Annotated in this window: 13 protein-coding genes and 2 tRNA genes; 8 read left to right on the top strand and 7 right to left on the bottom strand. The window is 63.3% G+C overall.

Annotated features, from left to right (window positions below; all coding sequences use genetic code 11):
- Positions 1-29: 29 nt before the first annotated feature.
- From OIS53_RS14270 to coaE, 4 genes are all read left to right on the top strand, one after another.
- Positions 30-551 (top strand): DUF1573 domain-containing protein, encoded by a 522-nt coding sequence (locus OIS53_RS14270; protein WP_264679248.1) that lies wholly within the window; start codon positions 30-32, stop codon positions 549-551.
- 122 nt (positions 552-673) lie between these two features.
- Positions 674-982, top strand: a complete 309-nt coding sequence (gene yajC, locus OIS53_RS14265) for a preprotein translocase subunit YajC (RefSeq protein ID WP_264679247.1) — start codon at positions 674-676, stop codon at positions 980-982.
- A gap of 323 nt (positions 983-1305) precedes the next feature.
- Entirely contained in the window at positions 1306-2268 is a 963-nt protein-coding gene (locus OIS53_RS14260; protein ID WP_264679246.1) for a hypothetical protein, read from the top strand.
- A 261-nt stretch (positions 2269-2529) separates the two neighbouring features.
- On the top strand, positions 2530-3123 hold the full coding sequence (coaE, locus tag OIS53_RS14255; RefSeq protein WP_264679245.1) for a dephospho-CoA kinase: 594 nt from the start codon (positions 2530-2532) through the stop codon (positions 3121-3123).
- Between the two features lie 247 nt (positions 3124-3370).
- Here the strand turns inward: coaE and OIS53_RS14250 are convergent, their stop codons facing one another.
- The 4 genes from OIS53_RS14250 to OIS53_RS14235 form a co-directional block, all read right to left on the bottom strand.
- Positions 3371-4543: a GNAT family N-acetyltransferase gene (locus OIS53_RS14250; protein WP_264679244.1), complete on the bottom strand. Its 1173-nt coding sequence runs from the start codon at positions 4541-4543 to the stop codon at positions 3371-3373.
- A gap of 47 nt (positions 4544-4590) precedes the next feature.
- Positions 4591-6231 carry a hypothetical protein gene (locus OIS53_RS14245; protein ID WP_264679243.1) on the bottom strand — a complete coding sequence of 547 codons (1641 nt, stop codon included), beginning with the start codon at positions 6229-6231 and terminating at the stop codon, positions 4591-4593.
- Between the two features lie 367 nt (positions 6232-6598).
- Positions 6599-6676: transfer RNA gene (locus tag OIS53_RS14240), tRNA-Val, on the bottom strand.
- A 22-nt stretch (positions 6677-6698) separates the two neighbouring features.
- Positions 6699-6773: transfer RNA gene (locus tag OIS53_RS14235), tRNA-Val, on the bottom strand.
- Positions 6774-6923: 150 nt separating this feature from the next.
- Here OIS53_RS14235 and OIS53_RS14230 point away from each other — a divergent pair.
- Both OIS53_RS14230 and OIS53_RS14225 read left to right on the top strand, forming a co-directional pair.
- A complete protein-coding gene (locus OIS53_RS14230; RefSeq protein WP_264679242.1) occupies positions 6924-9467 on the top strand; it encodes an AsmA-like C-terminal region-containing protein in 2544 nt (847 codons plus the stop codon).
- A gap of 137 nt (positions 9468-9604) precedes the next feature.
- A complete protein-coding gene (locus OIS53_RS14225) occupies positions 9605-10510 on the top strand; it encodes a TerB family tellurite resistance protein (protein WP_264679241.1) in 906 nt (301 codons plus the stop codon).
- Between the two features lie 207 nt (positions 10511-10717).
- Here OIS53_RS14225 and OIS53_RS14220 read toward each other — a convergent pair whose 3' ends face one another.
- The gene (locus OIS53_RS14220) at positions 10718-11857 is read right to left on the bottom strand and encodes a mechanosensitive ion channel family protein (protein ID WP_264679240.1); all 1140 of its coding nucleotides are present in this window, start codon (positions 11855-11857) and stop codon (positions 10718-10720) included.
- A gap of 162 nt (positions 11858-12019) precedes the next feature.
- Positions 12020-13249, bottom strand: coding sequence for a Glu/Leu/Phe/Val dehydrogenase dimerization domain-containing protein (locus tag OIS53_RS14215; RefSeq protein ID WP_264679239.1), 1230 nt, complete (start codon positions 13247-13249; stop codon positions 12020-12022).
- 279 nt (positions 13250-13528) lie between these two features.
- Here OIS53_RS14215 and OIS53_RS14210 point away from each other — a divergent pair, with 279 nt between their 5' ends.
- Positions 13529-13837: an ArsR/SmtB family transcription factor gene (locus OIS53_RS14210; protein WP_264679238.1), complete on the top strand. Its 309-nt coding sequence runs from the start codon at positions 13529-13531 to the stop codon at positions 13835-13837.
- Positions 13838-14302: 465 nt separating this feature from the next.
- On the opposite strand, the gene hemA is transcribed toward OIS53_RS14210, so the two are convergent.
- On the bottom strand, positions 14303-15574 hold the full coding sequence (gene hemA / locus OIS53_RS14205) for a glutamyl-tRNA reductase (RefSeq protein WP_264679237.1): 1272 nt from the start codon (positions 15572-15574) through the stop codon (positions 14303-14305).
- Between the two features lie 291 nt (positions 15575-15865).
- Here hemA and OIS53_RS14200 point away from each other — a divergent pair, with 291 nt between their 5' ends.
- On the top strand, positions 15866-17050 hold the full coding sequence (locus OIS53_RS14200) for an ATP-binding protein (RefSeq protein ID WP_264679236.1): 1185 nt from the start codon (positions 15866-15868) through the stop codon (positions 17048-17050).
- Positions 17051-17053 lie beyond the last annotated feature (3 nt).

Raw genomic sequence — 17053 nt, 5'->3', positions numbered from 1 at the left:
GCCGCTGCGCCGGCTTTTTTCCTCTTGTTATGAAACGCACGCTATTTTCTGCTTTCCTGCTCTCCGGCACGCTGCTGCTGGGGGCCTGCAACAACAACAAGGCCGCCGAAGTGGGCGCCGAGGGCATGAACGCCGCCGCTACGGCCGCGGCGGCTAACCCGGTGGTAGACAACCCCAACGTAACCAACGAAACCGAAGCGCCTAACCCCAACGCCCCGGTGATGACCTTCGCGAAAGCCGAGCACGATTTCGGCGACATCAAGCCGGGCGAGGTGGTAAAGCACACGTTTGAGTTTACGAACACAGGTAAGTCGCCGCTGCTGATTGAAACGGCCACGGCTTCCTGCGGCTGCACTACCCCCAACTGGACCAAGGAGCCCGTGCAGCCCGGCCAGAAAGGCACCATCGAAGTGCAGTTCGACAGCCACGGCAAAACCGGCATTCAGAACAAGGAGGTAGCCATTCAGGCCAACACCCAGCCGAGCATCACCAAGGTGACCATCAAAACCAACATCCTGCCCGACGGCCAGAACGGCCCGGTGCGGCAGTAAGCATTACGCGCCGCACGGCAGTTACGGAAAGTTGGGCCGGGGAGTGGGTACAGCCCGCCCCAGCCCAACTTTCTGGCTTTTGCGGCCCGCAACTCGTAGAATCATTGCAAGAACCCCGCGTTATGTTGTCAACTCTATTATTGCAAGCGGCGGCCCCCGGAGCGGGCGGCCTGTTCCAGTACCTGCCACTCGTCCTCATGGTAGTGGTCATGTACTTCTTTCTGATCCGGCCCCAGCAGCGCCGCGCTACCGAGGCCAAGAAGTTTCGGGCGGCGCTGGCCAAGGGCGCCAACGTGGTGACCATCGGGGGCCTGCACGGCAAGGTGGTGGACCTGAGCGACGACACCGTAACCGTAGAAGTAGACAAGGGTGTGCGCCTGCGCTTCGACCGGTCGGCCATTGCGCGGGAGGTAGCCAGCAAGACGGCGTGAACCTCACCCCCTAGCCCCCTCTCTAGAAGAGAGGGGGGACTAGCAACCCCACCCCAACCCCTCCCCAAAAGGGAGGGGCTCTAGTTCTAGTTCGTTAGAGCTAGAGTCCCTTAATTGGAGAGGCTAGGGGTGGTTGATGGTAGTTGAGCAGTAGGCTGATAGAGCATCAGCTAAAAACTAGCGCTAGAGCCCCTCTCCTTTTCGGAGAGGGGTGGGGGTGAGGCAACTAAAACTAGTTCCCCCTCTCTTTTGGAGAGGGGGCTAGGGGGTGAGGTCCCACTTGCGCACCTACATTTCTTCATCACCTTTCACTTTCTGTATTTGTGCCGCTTGCTCGTCCTGCCCGGTTGCTGCGCTGGTTTTTCAGCCCGTTTTACGGGCAGGAGCGGAGCTATTGGCGGGCGGTGACGGCATGCTTTCTGGCGGCCAGCACGTTCTGGCTGCTTAATGCTCTGGGCAAAACCTACACCACGCGCATCACCTACCCCGTGGCGTGGCGCTACAACGAAAGCCGCTACGTGCCGGTGCACCCTTTGCCCACGGAGGTACCCGTGAACGTGACGGGCCGGGGCTGGAAGCTGCTGCGCCGCCAGTTGCAGCTCGACCTGAAGCCCGCCGAGCTGACCGTGACCGACTTGCCCGCCACCCGCTTTGTGACGGCCCGTATGCTGCGGCCGGCGTTGCAGCAGAGCATGGACGGCCTCCAGCTCAACTACCTGCTCACCGACACGCTGTGGGTGGCGTTTGATGAGCTGATTAGCCGGCGGCTGCCGCTGGCCCTGAGCCCGGCGGCTTCGGGCGCGGCCTTGCCCTACGCGGCGCAGTTTGAGCCGGCCAGCGTGGTGTTTCGGGGGCCGGCCGGCAAGGTCAGAAGCTTGCCCAGCCCCTACCTGGTACACCTGCCCCAGGCACCAGCCGGCAGCACCGCCGGCGACATCCGTGTGCCCATCGGCGGGCCCGAGCTGGTGACGACCAACGTGCAGGACGTGCGCGTGCGGCTGGTGCCGCGCCAGGTTATCCGGGTGCCGGTGCAGGTGGTGCCCGAGCTGCTCGACGCCCCGCCCGGCCGCCGCTACCAGCTCACGCCCGCCACCGTGCGTGTGCAGCTGGAGTTTTTCCCCGAAGACACCGCCGCCTTCCGCCCCGAGCAGGTGCGGGTGCAGCTTCACTACGGCCAGTTCACCAACAGCGACTCCAGCCTCCAGCCCTTCCTGGCCCAAAAGCCCGCCCAGGCCCGTGGCTTCCTCGTTCTCACCCCTGGCGTGCGGGCAAAAGAAGTGAAATAGTGAGGTGGCGGAGGTGAGCTGACGTGCTGCTGTGTGAATGGTATTGTCATGCTGAGCGCAGCCGAAGCATCTCTACCGCTGGCTAACTCTTAACGCTTGCTCAACGAAGCGGTAGAGATGCTTCGACAAGCTCAGCATGACAATACCACTGCAACGAAGCGGGAGAGACGCTTCGACTGCGCCTCTGGCTGCGCCTTTGCTCAGCATGACCACTCTTTTCCACTCACTACCTCACTACTCACCATCTCACTTCCTCACTTCATGCTCAAAATCGGAATCACTGGCGGAATTGGCTCGGGCAAAAGCGTGGTGTGCCGCCTGTTTCAGGTGCTGGGGGCGCCGGTGTACGACTCGGATGCGCGGGCGAAGTGGGTGATGAGCCACGATGCCCGGCTGCGGGAGGAGCTAACGGCCGCTTTCGGCTCCGAAACCTTTAACGCTCAGGGCCAGCTTAACCGCACCTACCTAGCGCGGGTGGCCTTCCCCAACCCCGCGCAGCTAACCCGCCTCAACGCCCTGGTGCACCCCCACGTGGGGCGCGACTTCGAGCAGTGGGCCGCCGCCCGCCAAGCCGAAGGCCACCGCTACGCACTCAAAGAAGCCGCCTTGCTCTACGAATCGGGCGCCTACCGCCAGCTCGACCAGATTATTACCGTGTACGCCCCCGCCGCCGTGCGCCAGGCCCGCGTGCTGCGCCGCGACCCGCACCGCACCGCCGACGACATCCAAAACATCATGGGCAAGCAGCTCAGCGAAGAAGAGAAAATGCAGCGCGCCGAGCACGTCATCCACAACGACGACGCCCACCTGCTCATCCCGCAGGTGCTGAAGCTGCATCAGGAGTTTATAGGTTAGAAAGTTTAAAGCCTGTCATTGCGAGCCGGAGGCGAAGCAATCCGTCCTTCTCAGGGCAGAAGCATTCGAACTCTGCAAGCCCCTGCAGTCTGCTTGGTGTCAGGGGCCTGCTGTCTTGTCCGGCTCCCTCTCTCCCGGAAAGGGGCTGGGGGTGAGGCACACACGTCAGGAACTTTTGAGAGTTCAGACGCTCGGCGCAGAGGAAAGGACGGATTGCTTCGCCTTCGGCTCGCAATGACAGAGGCACTTACCGAATAATCGGGCTGCGCTCGAAGGGACGGGTGCGGTCGAAAAGGTAGCGGTAGGTGGTGTGGGTTTTGTAGATGCGGGCCCCGATGGAGCGGGTGACGGCCAACATCCGGGGGTTGAAGTCGCCAATCCAGTTCATCTCGATGTCGGTGTAGCCGGCGCGCATAAACTCGGCGCGGGCGTGCACCATCAGGGCGCTTTCTACGCCCTTGCCCTGCCAAGCCGGCACCACCCCGAAGATGACGCCGAACAGCTTTTTGTCGGGCCGCTGCTCGTAGCGGCGCTTTTCCCACAGGAAGCGCAGCTTGTTCCAGAGGTTGAAGTTGCGGCCCACGTGCTTGAATAGCTGGTTCAGCTCGGGCAAGCTCACGAAGAAGGCCACCGGCTCATCGTGGGCGTAGGCAAACCAGAGCAACCGCTCGTCCAGCACGGGCTTCATCTGCCGCACCAGCTCCCGGGCCTTGTCCAGGGGCATGGCACTAACGCCGCTGTGGTTGGCCCAGGCCAGGTTATAGACGTGGTGAAAGTCGCGGGCCAGCTTCTCGGGGTTGCGCTTGTCGGCGTACGTAAAGCGAAATTCGGGGTGCTCCAGGGCGTAGCGCTCGGCGGCCCGGTGAAAGGTATCGTGCAGGGGCGCGGCCACCTCGCGGTAGCAGGTGTACTGCTTGAAGTAGGTCTGAAAGCCGTAGTTCTCGAATAGCTGCTGGTAGTAAGGCAGATGGTAGAACATGCCGTAGTTGGGCTCGGTGAAGCCCGCCGTGAGCAGCCCCCAGAACCGGTCCCGCTCCCCGAAGTTGATGGGCCCATCCATGGCCTGCATACCCCGCTCGGCCAGCCACGCGCGACAGGCCTCAAACAACTCGGTGGCGGCGGCCTGGTCGTTGATGCACTCAAAAAAGCCCATGCCGCCCACCGGCAGCGTGGCATCGGTGAAGGCGGTGGCCTGGTTCACAAAAGCCGCCACCCGCCCGATAACCGTACCATCAGGCGCCGTGAGCACCCAGCGAATGGCCTCGCCGTGGGCGAAATTAGGGTTGCGCCTGGGGTCGAAAACGGTCTCTATTTCGTGGTCGAGGGGCGAAATCCACTGGGGCTGGTCGTGGTAGAGGCGGGCGGGCAGGTCCAGAAAGTGCCGCACCTGCTGGCGGGAGGAAACTTCGAGAAGCGGCATAAGACGAGAAGCGGCTAGCGGAAGCCGCAGATGAAGAAAAGAAAAACTTACGGCGTGGGCGGTTTGCGAAAGATGGACAGGATCCGGATGCCCTCGGCCCGCACCGTGTAGATTTCGGTGCCCACGGAGTCGGCAAACGGCTGCGGGTGCCAGCGGTAGGTGGTCAGGAAATAGTCGGCCGAGTCGGCCGGAACGTAGCGGATGCGCTGGCGCTGCTCCGGGGGCAGCATCAGGCTGTTGTTGTACAGCGGGTTGTGCATAGGCCAGCGCACATGGATGCGAAGCGGCCCCGTGGGTTGCTGGCGCGTCAGCCACTCCAGCCCTTGGCGCACCGACAACCCCCAGTAGTCCCGGTCGAACAGCCGCTCGGCCTGCTCGGCGGGCAGAAAGCTGTAGTACAGGTGCTGAAACGGATGCAGCTGCACCATGCGCCCGGCCGTGCGGCCGGTTTCCAGCAAAGCGCCCAGCAGCAAAAGCGTGGCGGCGGGCCGCAGCCAGGGCCCCGGCGCTGCCGGGCTGGCGGCCTTGGCCAGGCCCTGCACGCCACGAGCCGCCAGCAGCACCAGGGCCGGGTACACAAAGTAGAGGTGGCGCCAGGTGTCGTAGAGGCTGGAGTTCAGGGCAATAACCAGCAGCAGCGGCCCCAGCAGCCAGCCGGCTATCAGCAGGTCGAGGCGGTGCAGGCCCAGGCCCGCCAGCCAGGGCCGGGCCCGCAGCACCGACCGGGCACTGAACCCGAGCCCGAGCAGCGCCGCCAGCACGTAGGGCAGGGGCGTGGTGATGAGTATCCAGACCGGCGCGTAATGCCAGGGCAGAGTATAAGGGCTGTAGTACTGGCCCAGGTAGAGGTTGGTGAAGGGCCAGCGGTAGTGGCCCATGCTGCGAAAAGCCGCTACGAAGTGGCCCACGGGGTCGGCCCAAAGGTAGGGCCAGCCCACCACCGTACCGGCCGCCGCCACTGCTACATACAGGCCCAGCAGGCGCAGGCGCCGCCCGCGCTCCACGGCTGGCCGGTCTAGCAGGTCCAGCCCCACCATCACCACCGTAAAAGCCACCAGCAGCACACCCAGGATGCGGGCATCGGTAGCCAGGGCCGTAGCCAGGCCGTGCCCGGCGGCCCGCCCCGCAGACGGAGCGGTGGTGAAGGACACCAGCGTGCTCATCCCGAAGGCAAACAGCCCCAGAAACAGGATGTCTTTGCCATTGGTAAAGGACTCGGCAAACAGGCGCGGCGACAACACCAGCAGCCCGGCCGCCAGCAGCCCCCAGCGCCAGTCGCCCAGCCAGGTGCGCCCAATGCGGTACACCGCCCACACGCCCAGCTGAAACACCCCGAAAATCAGGAAGTGCCGCAGAAAAAAGTAGGCCCGCGAGTCGTGATGCACCAGCAGGTAGCTCAGCACGCTCAGCGGCACCTCGAAGATGACGCCGTGGTCATTGTCGCGGTAGCCTTCCAACTCCGGAATTAGGTGGCTGGAAGGCTCCTGCCGCACCCGCTCCGGCATCACCAGGCCCGCTACATACTTCACGTTTACCAGCCCGTTGAGGTGGTCGGTGGGCTCATCCCACGACACGCCATAGTCGCGGTGCAGCAGAGCCCCCAGCACAAACAAGCCACCGAAAAACAGCGGCACCACCCAGCGGCGGGCGGTATGGGGCAAGCGCAAACGGGCAAGCAGATCGGGCAAAGGCATGCAGGGAAGAGCAGGAATCAGCCCCTAAATTCAACATTCCTCCCGCAACTAAGTCGTTTCGCATGCTGATGTTGCCGAGGTGTTGTCCTGCTGCGCGTAGGCACCGCCAAAGTCAAAGCATCCTGCGTGCTGACGCTAGATGCTAACCGTCCTGCTCCATCTGGCGTCCGCTTGTCGAAGCATCTCTCCCTCTGGCTACTCTCAATTGTGCGGACGAAGCGGTAGAGATGCTTCGGCAAGCTCAGCATGACAAGCTGGGCTCAGCATGACAATACTACTGCAACGTCAGCACAGCCGCTTTTCACCACCGTTCATAACTCACAACAAAAAAGGACAGCCTGATTGGGCTGTCCTAACGGGATGGTGGGAGATGACGGGTTCGAACCGCCGACCCTCTGCTTGTAAGGCAGATGCTCTGAACCAGCTGAGCTAATCTCCCGAAGAAGTAAAAAAACGAAAAGTGGGAGATGACGGGTTCGAACCGCCGACCCTCTGCTTGTAAGGCAGATGCTCTGAACCAGCTGAGCTAATCTCCCAAGGCGTATCCCGTTTGGGATGGCAAATATGGCGGGTCCTTTTCGAAAACGCAACTCTTTCTGCCATCTTTGGCCGAAGAAATTTCGGCCGCAGACGCCCTGGCGGGGTCAACTCGTTACCACTCAGAAATTTCAGCGGAGGAGAAGCGCGTGCGTCAGACACTAAAAACGATAGTAGGGGGCGTAGTGGTGCTGGTCGGGGGCCTGGCAGCGGGCCTGTGGCTGGGGCAAGACCGTCTGCTGGCCCGCTTCGTGCAGGAACTGAACCGCTACCTGCGCGTGCCCGTGCAAACCAGCCGCCTCGACGTGTCGGTGCTCGACCAGTTTCCGCGCCTCTCCATCACGCTGCACGACGTGGTGGTCAGTGGCTCGCTGCCCCAGGATACGGCCAAGCTGGCCCGCGCCCGGCGCTTGTACTGCGCCTTCGATGCCTGGGACCTGCTGGCCGGGCGCTACCGCATCCGGGCCGTAATGCTGGCCGACGCCCGCGTGCAGGTGCGCCTCGACGCGCAGGGCCGGCCCAACTACCACATCCTGCGCTTCGATACCACGGCCCCGCCGCCCGACCAGGCCTTTCGGCTGCAACTGGAAGACATTCGGCTCGAACGGGTAGAAGTGCGCTACGACGACGCGGGCCGGCGCCAGCACGTGGCCGTGCGCACGCCCCAGCTGCGCGCCGAGCTGGCCGTAACTCCGGCGCACGTAGCCATTACGGCCGAGGGCAACGCCCGCGTGCAAACCGTGCGCCTAGGCTCCGACGACTATTTCCAGCAGAAAGACATAACCCTGACCACCCGCCTGCTCGTGGACCGGCCGGGGCAGCAGCTCACCATCGAGCCTTCTGAAGTGCGGGTGGGGCCGGCGGCCTACACGGTGGCGGGCACCGTGGACTACCGGCGGGCTACCCAGCTGAATCTGCGGGTGGCGGGCCGCCGCACCACGGTGCAGTCGGTGGTGGCGCTGCTGCCGCCCCGCCTTGCCCGGCGCATGGGGGCGTATCGGAGCCGGGGTGCGGTGTACTTTGCCGGCACGGTGCAGGGCGAGCTGTCGGGGCGGCGCAACCCGGCGGTGGCCCTGCGCTTCGGCTGCCGCGACGCTTCGTTTGTGTACCCGGCCACGGGCCAAGCCGTGCGGCACGTGTTCCTGACCGGCAGCTTCGGCAATGGCGCGGCGCGGGCGGCGCGCACGGCTACGCTGCGCCTGCAAGGGGTGCGCGGAAAGCTGGGCGGGCGGCCGTTTGCGGGCAACTTGCAGCTCGATAACCTCGACAATCCTTTTCTTCGCCTGGACTTGCAGGCCGACGTGGACGTAGCGCGGGCCGTGCAGTTCTTCCCGGTGGCCGCCGTGCGCCAAGCCCGCGGCGACGCCCGCCTGCGCCTCACCTTCGCCGACAACTGGCGGGCCTTCCGGGCCCGGCCGGCTACGGCGCCGGTGCAGGCCGCTGGCGAATTGGAGCTGCACAACGTGCACCTGCTTCTGCGCGACTTCCGCCAGCCCTTCACCGCCCTCACCGGCACCCTGGCCCTGCACCGCCACGATGTAGCCGTGCGCAGCCTGCGGGGCCGCGTGGGCGGCTCCGACTTTGTGGTGAATGGCACGCTGCGCAACGGCTTGGGGGCCGTGCTGCTGCCGGGGCAGCCGGTGCGCCTGGAGGCTGCGGTGGCTTCGCAGGTGCTCGACTTCAACGAGCTGCTCTACCTCTACCAGCCCGCGGGAGCCGGCGGCGGCCCAGGCAATGCGGCGGGCCGGGCCGGCAGCGGGGTGCGGGTGCCGCCCACCGTGGCCCTGGACCTGCAAGCCACGGCCCGGCGGGTGCGCTACCGCCGCCTGCGCGGGCGCGACCTGCGCGGCACGCTGCGTCTGCACGGGCAGGTGTTTAGCTCGCCGGGCCTCACGCTCACGGCCGCCGGGGGCCAGGCCAGCCTGCGCGGCACCCTGGATGCGCGCCAGCCTACGCTGCTGAAAGCCACCACTGTAGCCAGCTGCCGGCAACTGCGCCTCGACAGCCTGTTTTACGTGTTTGAGGACTTTGGCCAGCGCTTTATTACGGCCCGCCACCTGCGCGGCACGCTCACGGCCACGGCCGAGTCGGACACCTACTTCGACCAGCACCTGAGCCCCCTGACCGACCGGCTGGAGGCCGAAGTGCACGCCACCGTGCGCCAGGGCGAGCTGCTCAACTTCGAGCCCCTGCAAAAGCTCAGCTTCGTGGCCAGCCGCGCCACACTGCGCCATTTGCAGTTTGCGGAGCTGCAAAACCGCCTGTACGTGCAGAGCCGCACGGTGTACATTCCCGAAATGGAGGTGCGCTCCAACGTGCGGGCCGCCTCCCTGCTGCGCGTTACGGGCACCCATACCTTCGACCAGCAGATGGACTACCACGTGAGCATTCCGCTGCTGCCGGGCCTGCTGCCCCGCGCGGCGGCCCGCGCCACCGGCCCGGCGCTGCGCCTGTCCATTCAAGGCACCGAGCAGGACTTTGCCGTGCGCTACGAGCGGGGCGCCGGCCCGGCTGGCCCCACCACCCCGGAGCCACCGGCCCGGACGGCTGTGGCCCGGACCGCTCTGCCACCAGCTGGGCCGGCGCCGGCAGCTGCTACGGCGCCGGCCGCGCCGCGCAAGGTATTCGAGCTGAAAAAGCCGGAGAAAAAGCAGCCGGCCCAGCCGCAGACCGGCGAGTACTTTGATTTCTGAAGCGGGTCAGGCCGCCGGGAGAAGTTTGGGCGGTAGCTGCCGGCCGGGCTGGGGGCAGAAAACAGCGCTAACCTAGAGGAGGAGCTTCGCGTTAAGGGCTTCAGATTCTTTTTTCCACCCCCGAACTCTCTTCACCCATGAACGATACCCAACTCCTGCAGAATTACTCGGAGCAAGAAAAAGCGGCCTACCTGAGCGTTATTGCCAGCCTGGCCTCGGCCGACCGGGAAGCCTCCGCCGCCGAAATCGAGTTCCTGCAACAACTGGCGCACCAAGCCGGCCTGTCGGGCGGAGCCACCCAGCAGGTGCTGTCGGCGGCCAAAGACGCTACCAACCAGAGCGTGCAGCAGAATCTGGAAGCCCTGCGCTCCAGCGACCTGCGCTTCTCCCTGGTAACCGACCTGATTAGCTTTGCCCGCGCCGACGGTGCTTACTCCAACACGGAGGAAGAAATGGTGAACAAAATTGCGGCCTACCTCGGCATTAGCCAGCAGCAAACGCACACCCTGGAGCAGGTAGTAGACCAAGCAGCCAAGGTACCCCACGATGCCAACGACCCGGCCAAGCAAAGCTTCTTCGGCGGCATCACCGACAAGCTGGAAAGCGCCGGCATTCCCAAAAGTGCCCTGATGGCCGGCTTGCTGGGCGTAGTGGCCCCGATGGTGATTTCAAAAGTAGTAGGCGGCAACCGCGGCGGCTCTCCCATGGGCGGCATGATGGGCGGTGGCTCCCTGGGTGGCCTGATGAGCGGCGCCATGGGCGGCGGAGGCGGCTCGCTGGGCGGTCTGCTGGGCGGGTTGCTCGGCGGTGGCCTGCTGGGTGGCATGATGGGCGGTGGCCAGCAGGCCGGCGCCTACGGCAACTATCCGCAGCAAGGCACGCACGTGGGCAGCGGCGGCCTGGGCTCCTTGGTTTCTATTCTCGGCGGCCTGGGTGGCCAGCCCCACTCGGCGCCGCGCAGCGCCGGTGGCGGTGGCCTCGGCGGTCTGCTGGGCGGCGGCAGCATGGGTGGCTTGCTCGGTGGTCTGCTGGGCGGCCGGTAAGGTTATCTGCTGATTCTCAACACAAAGCCCTGACTGGTGCCAGTCAGGGCTTTGTGTTTGGATATAACGCGAAGTGGTGATTGGGGAGGCACTGGAACGACGCCGGGCAGGGGTCATTCTGGTGCCTCGCAAAGTACCACTGCGTGCTACTTCTCCTGGGAAGCTCCCGATGTAGCCGTTCGGTGGCCGGGCGCGTGCAACGCGCCCCTACACGGCGGCGGGCGCGGGGTTGCCGGCGGTGGTGGCCATCGGGTTAGCCAGCTGCACTACCGTGGTGCCGGCATTGGCAAACGAGCCGCCGTGCTTTTCTACCAGCTCAATCAGGCGGTAGTTCAGCTCCTCCTTCACGTCGAGGTACTCATCGTAGCTGGCCGTTTCGATGAAGTACTGCACGGTAACTTCTTTGGCTGTTGGCGTCAGGGCCGCAAACTTCACCTGGGCTTCGTCGGTGACGAGGGGGTGGGCCTGGATGGTGGCGCGGGCCTCGTCGGTGATGGCACGCAGCTGTTCGCTGGTGGTGTTGTGGCTCAGGTCCAGGGTGAAGCCTACGCGCCGGGCCGTGCGCAGGGAGAGGTTGTCCAGGGGCTTGTCAATCATGCTTTTGTTGGGCACGGTGACGTAGCTTTTCTCGGCCGTGCGCAGGCGCGTGCTCCGAAAGCCTACTTTTTCCACCGTGCCCGTAATGCCTCCCACCGTCACCAGGTCGCCCACGCCGAAGGGCCGGTCGAGGAAGATGGTGAACGAAGCAATCAGGTTTTCGAGGCTTTCCTTGGCCGCAAACGCCACGGCCAGCCCGCCGATGCCCAGGCCCCCAATCAGGGCCGTCACGTTGACATTGAACACCTTGCCTAAAATGCCCAGGAAGGCCAGAATCACAATGAGCACCTTCACGAGGTCTTTGGCGAAGGGCACCAGCTCAGCCTGCAAGCCGCCCGCCGTACTGGTGCGGCGCTGAAGCACCAGCACCGCAAAATCGACCAGCCGCAGCGCAATCCAGGCCACGCCCCAGATGATGCTCACCTGATACAGCCGAAACAGCACCACCTGCGGCCAGGGCTCGTCGTGCCCCAGCTCGGCGCTGCGCACGGGGTAATCCAGCACCTGAAAGGCCAGATACACCGTCACCAGAAATACCACGACGGACACTGGCCGGATCAGCAGGGCCTGAAACTGCTCCTCCGTGACGCCTTCCGTCCGCTTGCCGATAAACCGGTACGCCAACCGGGACAGCAGCCGCGAAAACAGAGTTTTGAACACGTACCCGAACAGCAGAATGCCCAGGCACCACAAATAGGCCCGCACATCATTACCCAAAAAGCGGTAGTCGAGAAATTCTTGAAGGGACATTGGGTAGGGTCTTAGGGGCTTGGGGTCTTAGGGGCTTAGATTTTCCTATGGATTTGGTGCTCGTTCTAATTCTTCGCAAAATCAGACTGATGAAAAGGGAAAAAGCAATTCGGCACAAAGCTAAGTTACTAAGACCCCAAGCCCCTAAGTCCCTAAGACCCTTTACACCAACTGCCGCAGCGCCATTTCAAACGACGTTTGGGCAATGCCGGTGCAGGAGTCGCTTTGCTGGCGGGTGCGCTCCAGGGCCGCGCGGATGATGCGGGAGGTATCCTGGAAAATGGCCTCGTCGGTGATTTCAGCGTCGGACTCCATCAGGTAGGCAAACACCCGCGCCATACCGCAGTTGGCAATGAAGTCGGGAATGACGGAGGCGTGGGCGTCGGCAAACTCGCCGGTGGGCCCGAAGAAAATTTCCGGGTCCTGGAAGGGCACGTTGGCCCCGCAGCTAATCACCTCCAGGCCGGCGCCCACCAGCTGCTCTATCTGCTGGCGCGACACCAGGCGCGAGGCCGCCGCCGGAATAAAAATTTCGGCGCCCACCGACCAGATGCGGCGGTTTACTTCCTCGAAGGGCAGCAGATTATCAGCCGTGAGGGCGTTGCCTTCGCGCCGCAAGAACAAGTCCCGAATTTCTTCCAGCGAGAAACCGTCTTCCCGAATCAGCCCCCCGGCCCGGTCGATGATGCCCACCACGCGCACACCCTGGGCGGCCAGGTAGTAGGCCGCCGCGGCGCCCACGTTGCCCCAGCCCTGCACCACGGCCCGCTTGCCCGGCACCGGGCGGCTGCCCCACAGCGCGTAGTAGTGGCGCACGGCCTCGGCTACGCCGTAGCCCGTAATCAGGTCGGCCACGGTGTACTTGCGGCTGAGGGCGGGGGAGTAGGCGGCATCTTCGAGCACCTTTACCACGCCCTGGCGCAGTTGGCCCAGCTTCTGAATCTTCTGGGGCTCGGTGGCCCGGTAGTGCCCGTTCACGATGCCCTCCTGCGGGTGCCACAGGCCGTAGTCTTCGGTGATGGGAATGACGTCGTGAATCTCGTCCACGTTCAGGTCGCCGCCGGTGCCGTAGTAGTTTTTTAGCAGCGGAATTACGGCCCGGTACCAGCGTTCCAGCACGCCGCGGCGGCGCGGGTCCTGGGGGTCGAAGTTGATGCCCGACTTGGCCCCGCCGATGGCCGGGCCCGAAACGGTAAACTTCACTTCCATGGTTTTGGCCAGGCTTTCCACTTCGCGCTTGTCGAGGCCCTTGCGCATGCGGGTGCCGCCGCCGGCCGCGCCCCCGCGCAGGGAGTTGATGACCACCCAGCCTTCGGCCTCGGTTTCGGCGTCTTTCCACTCAAAAACGATTTCGGGACGCTTGTTTTCAAAGGTGGCCAGCAGGTCTTTCATTAGCGGGAGAGTAGACGGAAAAAGATGGAAAATGTGGGCCAAAGGTACGTAGCCCGTCCGTTTCGGCAGGTTTGTTTGCCAGTGGAAGCGTCCTTTCCATCGTCCAGTTTGTCTCTTGCACCCCCAGCTGCGTACAAAGGCGCCGGAGGGCGGATTGCCCTGTTTTGTAAAATTTTTTGGCTATTGTCCCGCTGGGAGGAACTTTGAAGGGGTAAAATATCGTACTACGCATATTCTAGATGCCCCCTCTACCTTCGTACCACCCTTGTCAGACGACATATGAAACCCTTGCTTTCGCGCGTAGAATCGAAAAAAGTTGATAAAGCAGCGGCCATGCTCAAAGTACTGGCCCACCCCAAGCGTTTGGCCATTGTGGACTTGCTGGGAAAAGAGGAGAAGATGACGGTAACCGAAATCTACCGCTCCTTGGATCTGCCCCAGGCCATTGCTTCGCAGCACCTTATCACGCTCAAAGACCGTGGCGTGCTGTCCTCGTTTAAAGTAGGTACCAAAATCTACTACTCCCTGTCTATCCCCAAGCTGCTCGACGTTATCGACTCGCTGGAGGATTGCTGCGACACGATGTAGCGCATGCGTTAGCCGGCGCCGTACCGGTCCAGAAAAGCCCGCCCCGGACAGCCGGAGCGGGCTTTCTTGTTGTAGGGCCTCACCCCCCGGCCCCCTCTCCCGCGGAGAGGGGGAGCCTGACGCCAGGTCGTGCTACGCCGCCCTGTCGGCTAGCGCCTCCAGGACGGCTACCTGCTTGTAGTAGCACAGTGGCCGCGTAGCGGCTAAAGGAGTGTAGAAACCACACGTAGAAGAATGTAGCGCCGCGTAGCGGTGCAAGAAACGTTCGGGCGTCTCTGGCACCGCTACGCGGTGCTAGCCTGTTCTTTCCCCATCTATCTACAAACCTGTAGGCCCCTACGCGGCTACCGTGCCACTACAATCCGGTAGCCGTTCTGGAGGCGGTAGCCGACAGGGCAGCGTAGAACGACCCGGAACTGGCTCCCCCTCTCCGCAGGAGAGGGGGCCGGGGGGTGAGGCTAAAGCTTACGCCACATCGGGCTGGCGCTCCAGGTCGAAGAGGTCGGTGAGCACGTCGATGAGCTGGTCGGCTTCGCCGCGCTTGCAGGCGGCTTTGAGCTGGAGCACGGGCTGCTTGAGAATCTTCTGCATCAGGGACCGAGTGATGTCGTCGAGGCGCTTAGCTTCTTCGGCGCTCAGCTTCTTCTGGTAGCGGTCCATTTCCTCCTGCCGAATCTGCTCCAGGGCGTTCTTCAGCTTCTGAATGGTCGGCGACACCAGCATCTCCTTGGTCCAGTCCTGGAGGCCGGCCATGCTTTCCTCGATAATGGCCCGCACCTGCGGCACGGCGGCCAGGCGGCGCTCCAGAGCGGCCGAGGCTTTGCTCTGAATGGCGTCGATGTTGTAGACTAGTACGCCAGGCACGGTTTCGACATCGGAAGCAATGCTGCGCGGCACCGACAGGTCGATGAAGAACTTGTAGCTCAGCACTTCGAGGCGCTCTACCATGTCGCGGGTGAAGAAGGGCTCGTCGCGGGCGATGCTGCTGATAACGACATCGGCCTCTTTCAGGCCCTGCACCAAGTATTCAAAATCGAGCACTTTCAGGCCGCACTCCTGGGCCAGGAGGTCGGCCTTGCTGCGGGTGCGGTTGCAGATGGTAACGTCCGGGAACAGCTTACTGTCGCCGAGGTGGCGGCACACATCGGCCCCGATTTCGCCCAGGCCCACCACCAGCACGCGCGGGTTGGCCACGTCGGCGGTTAGCTCCTCTACCAGCTCGAGGGCGGCGTAGGAAGTAGAAGCGGCGCCGTCGCGGAAGGCGGTTTCCTGCTGCACGCGCTTGTTGGTGAAAAACACCGTGTGCAGCAGGCGGTGCAGGAAGGGCCCGGCCGCGTCGGCATCGGCCGACCACTGGTAGGCCTGCTTCACCTGGTTGCTGATTTGCAGGTCGCCGACCACCTGGGCATCGAGGCCCATGGCAACTTCAAACAGGTGGCGCACGGCGTCGGCGTGCTCGTCGAGCACGTCGAAGTAGGGAAAGTGTTCGGCAATATGGGCTAGGCCTTTAAGCTGGCCGAGGGCTTCGATGATAACCGGGCTCTGGTCGCGCTCCGCCGAGTAGTAGACTTCGGTACGGTTACAGGTGCTTAGCACGAGCAGGTCGGTAAGGCCCAGGTTGTGGTGCAGGGTGTGCAGGAAGCGGCGGCAGGCAGCCTCATCCAAGGCAATCAGCTCCCGAATGGCTAGCGGAGCTTTCTTGTAGGAGAGACTAACGGCCTTGAATGGATAGAGCATAGCGGGAGCTAGTGCAAAAACAGGAGGCAAAAATACGCTAGAAATTGCTAGGGTAAAAACAGTAGCACCCCGCCTCAGGTTCGCACTAAACGGGATTGATGACAAAAAGGCCGATTACACGGACGAACAGCTGTTTGAATCATCTGAAGCCGGATAAAAATTATGCAATGCCCCCATGGTTGGTGAAAAGTACCAGGCCAGGGCGGAGGAGTTGACACTTCCCGGCGGGGCGGCCGTATCTTCGCCGGGGAGCCGTGGCTCCGCGTTGTTGTTCCTGCTGTCTTCCTCCGCGTGATTCCGATTTACGACCAAAAGTCCCGTATCAAGCTCATTATCGTGGGCGTGGCCTTGCTGGTGGCCGCCGCCACCGTTATTTACACCAACATCCTGGTGCGGCGCCTGGCCGAGCGGGAGCAGAAGCAGATTGACCTCTACGCCCGCACCCAGCGCTACCTGGTTACGTCGGAGGAAGAGTCGAACGTGTCGTTTCTGATGACCGAAATTGTGGAGGCCAACAAGACCATTCCGGTTATCTGGGTGAACGACGAAGGCTACCCCGTGGACGCTCAGAACCTGAACATGCCCCAGGGCCTCACGCCCCAGCAGCAGGAAAAGTATCTGCGGGAGCAGGTGGAGGTGATGAAGGAGCAGCACCCGCCCATTGTGATTGAGCTGGGGGCCGGCCTGCGCTCTTACCTGTATTATAAGGAGTCGGCCTTACTGACGCAGTTGCGCTACTACCCGCTGGTGCAGCTGGCAATTATCGGGTGCCTGGCGGTTATTGCCTACTTCGCGTTCAGCTACTCGCGGCGGGCCGAGCAGAACCGGGTGTGGGTAGGCCTGGCCAAGGAAACGGCCCACCAGCTGGGCACGCCCCTGAGCAGCCTGATGGCCTGGCAGAGCTACCTGAGCGAGAGTGAGCGGTTTCGGGACGAGCCCATCGTGGAGGAGCTGAGCAAGGACATCCGGCGCCTACAGATTATTACCGAGCGGTTCAGCAACATCGGCTCGGTGCCGGTGCTCAAGCCCGAAAACATCCTGCGCGTCACGCAGAACGCCATCAGCTACCTGCAAAGCCGGGTATCGAGGAAGGTGACGTTCACCATCAAAACCGACCTGCCCCTGGACACGCCCGCCCTGGTGAATGTGCCGCTGTTTGACTGGGTTATCGAAAACATCTGCAAAAACGCCGTGGACGCCATGGACGGCCGCGGCTCCATCACCATTCACCTGCGCCGCCCCGTGCGCAACAAAACCCAGATTGCCATCGACATCACCGACACCGGCAAGGGTATTCCGAAGAGTAAGCTAGAAAGCGTGTTTTTGCCGGGCTACACCACCAAAAAGCGAGGCTGGGGCCTGGGCCTGGCCCTGGCCAAGCGCATCATCGAAAACTACCACCAGGGCCGCCTCTTCGTGAAGTGGAGCGAAGTAAGCCGCGGCACCACGTTCCGGGTAATATTGAGGGAGGAGTAGTGA

The sequence above is a fragment of the Hymenobacter sp. YIM 151500-1 genome (assembly GCF_025979885.1).
Lineage (GTDB): Bacteria > Bacteroidota > Bacteroidia > Cytophagales > Hymenobacteraceae > Hymenobacter.
This window is presented reverse-complemented; position numbering and strand designations above follow the sequence as displayed.

Excerpts from the sequence above, each read along its gene's own strand:
- hemA (WP_264679237.1), bottom strand. The coding sequence starts at position 15,574 with ATGCTCTATCCATTCAAGGCCGTTAGTCTCTCCTACAAGAAAGCTCCG.
- yajC (WP_264679247.1), top strand. The coding sequence starts at position 674 with ATGTTGTCAACTCTATTATTGCAAGCGGCGGCCCCCGGAGCGGGCGGC.
- OIS53_RS14220 (WP_264679240.1), bottom strand. The coding sequence starts at position 11,857 with ATGTCCCTTCAAGAATTTCTCGACTACCGCTTTTTGGGTAATGATGTG.
- OIS53_RS14270 (WP_264679248.1), top strand. The coding sequence starts at position 30 with ATGAAACGCACGCTATTTTCTGCTTTCCTGCTCTCCGGCACGCTGCTG.
- OIS53_RS14225 (WP_264679241.1), top strand. The coding sequence starts at position 9,605 with ATGAACGATACCCAACTCCTGCAGAATTACTCGGAGCAAGAAAAAGCG.
- OIS53_RS14210 (WP_264679238.1), top strand. The coding sequence starts at position 13,529 with ATGAAACCCTTGCTTTCGCGCGTAGAATCGAAAAAAGTTGATAAAGCA.
- OIS53_RS14215 (WP_264679239.1), bottom strand. The coding sequence starts at position 13,249 with ATGAAAGACCTGCTGGCCACCTTTGAAAACAAGCGTCCCGAAATCGTT.
- coaE (WP_264679245.1), top strand. The coding sequence starts at position 2,530 with ATGCTCAAAATCGGAATCACTGGCGGAATTGGCTCGGGCAAAAGCGTG.
- OIS53_RS14250 (WP_264679244.1), bottom strand. The coding sequence starts at position 4,543 with ATGCCGCTTCTCGAAGTTTCCTCCCGCCAGCAGGTGCGGCACTTTCTG.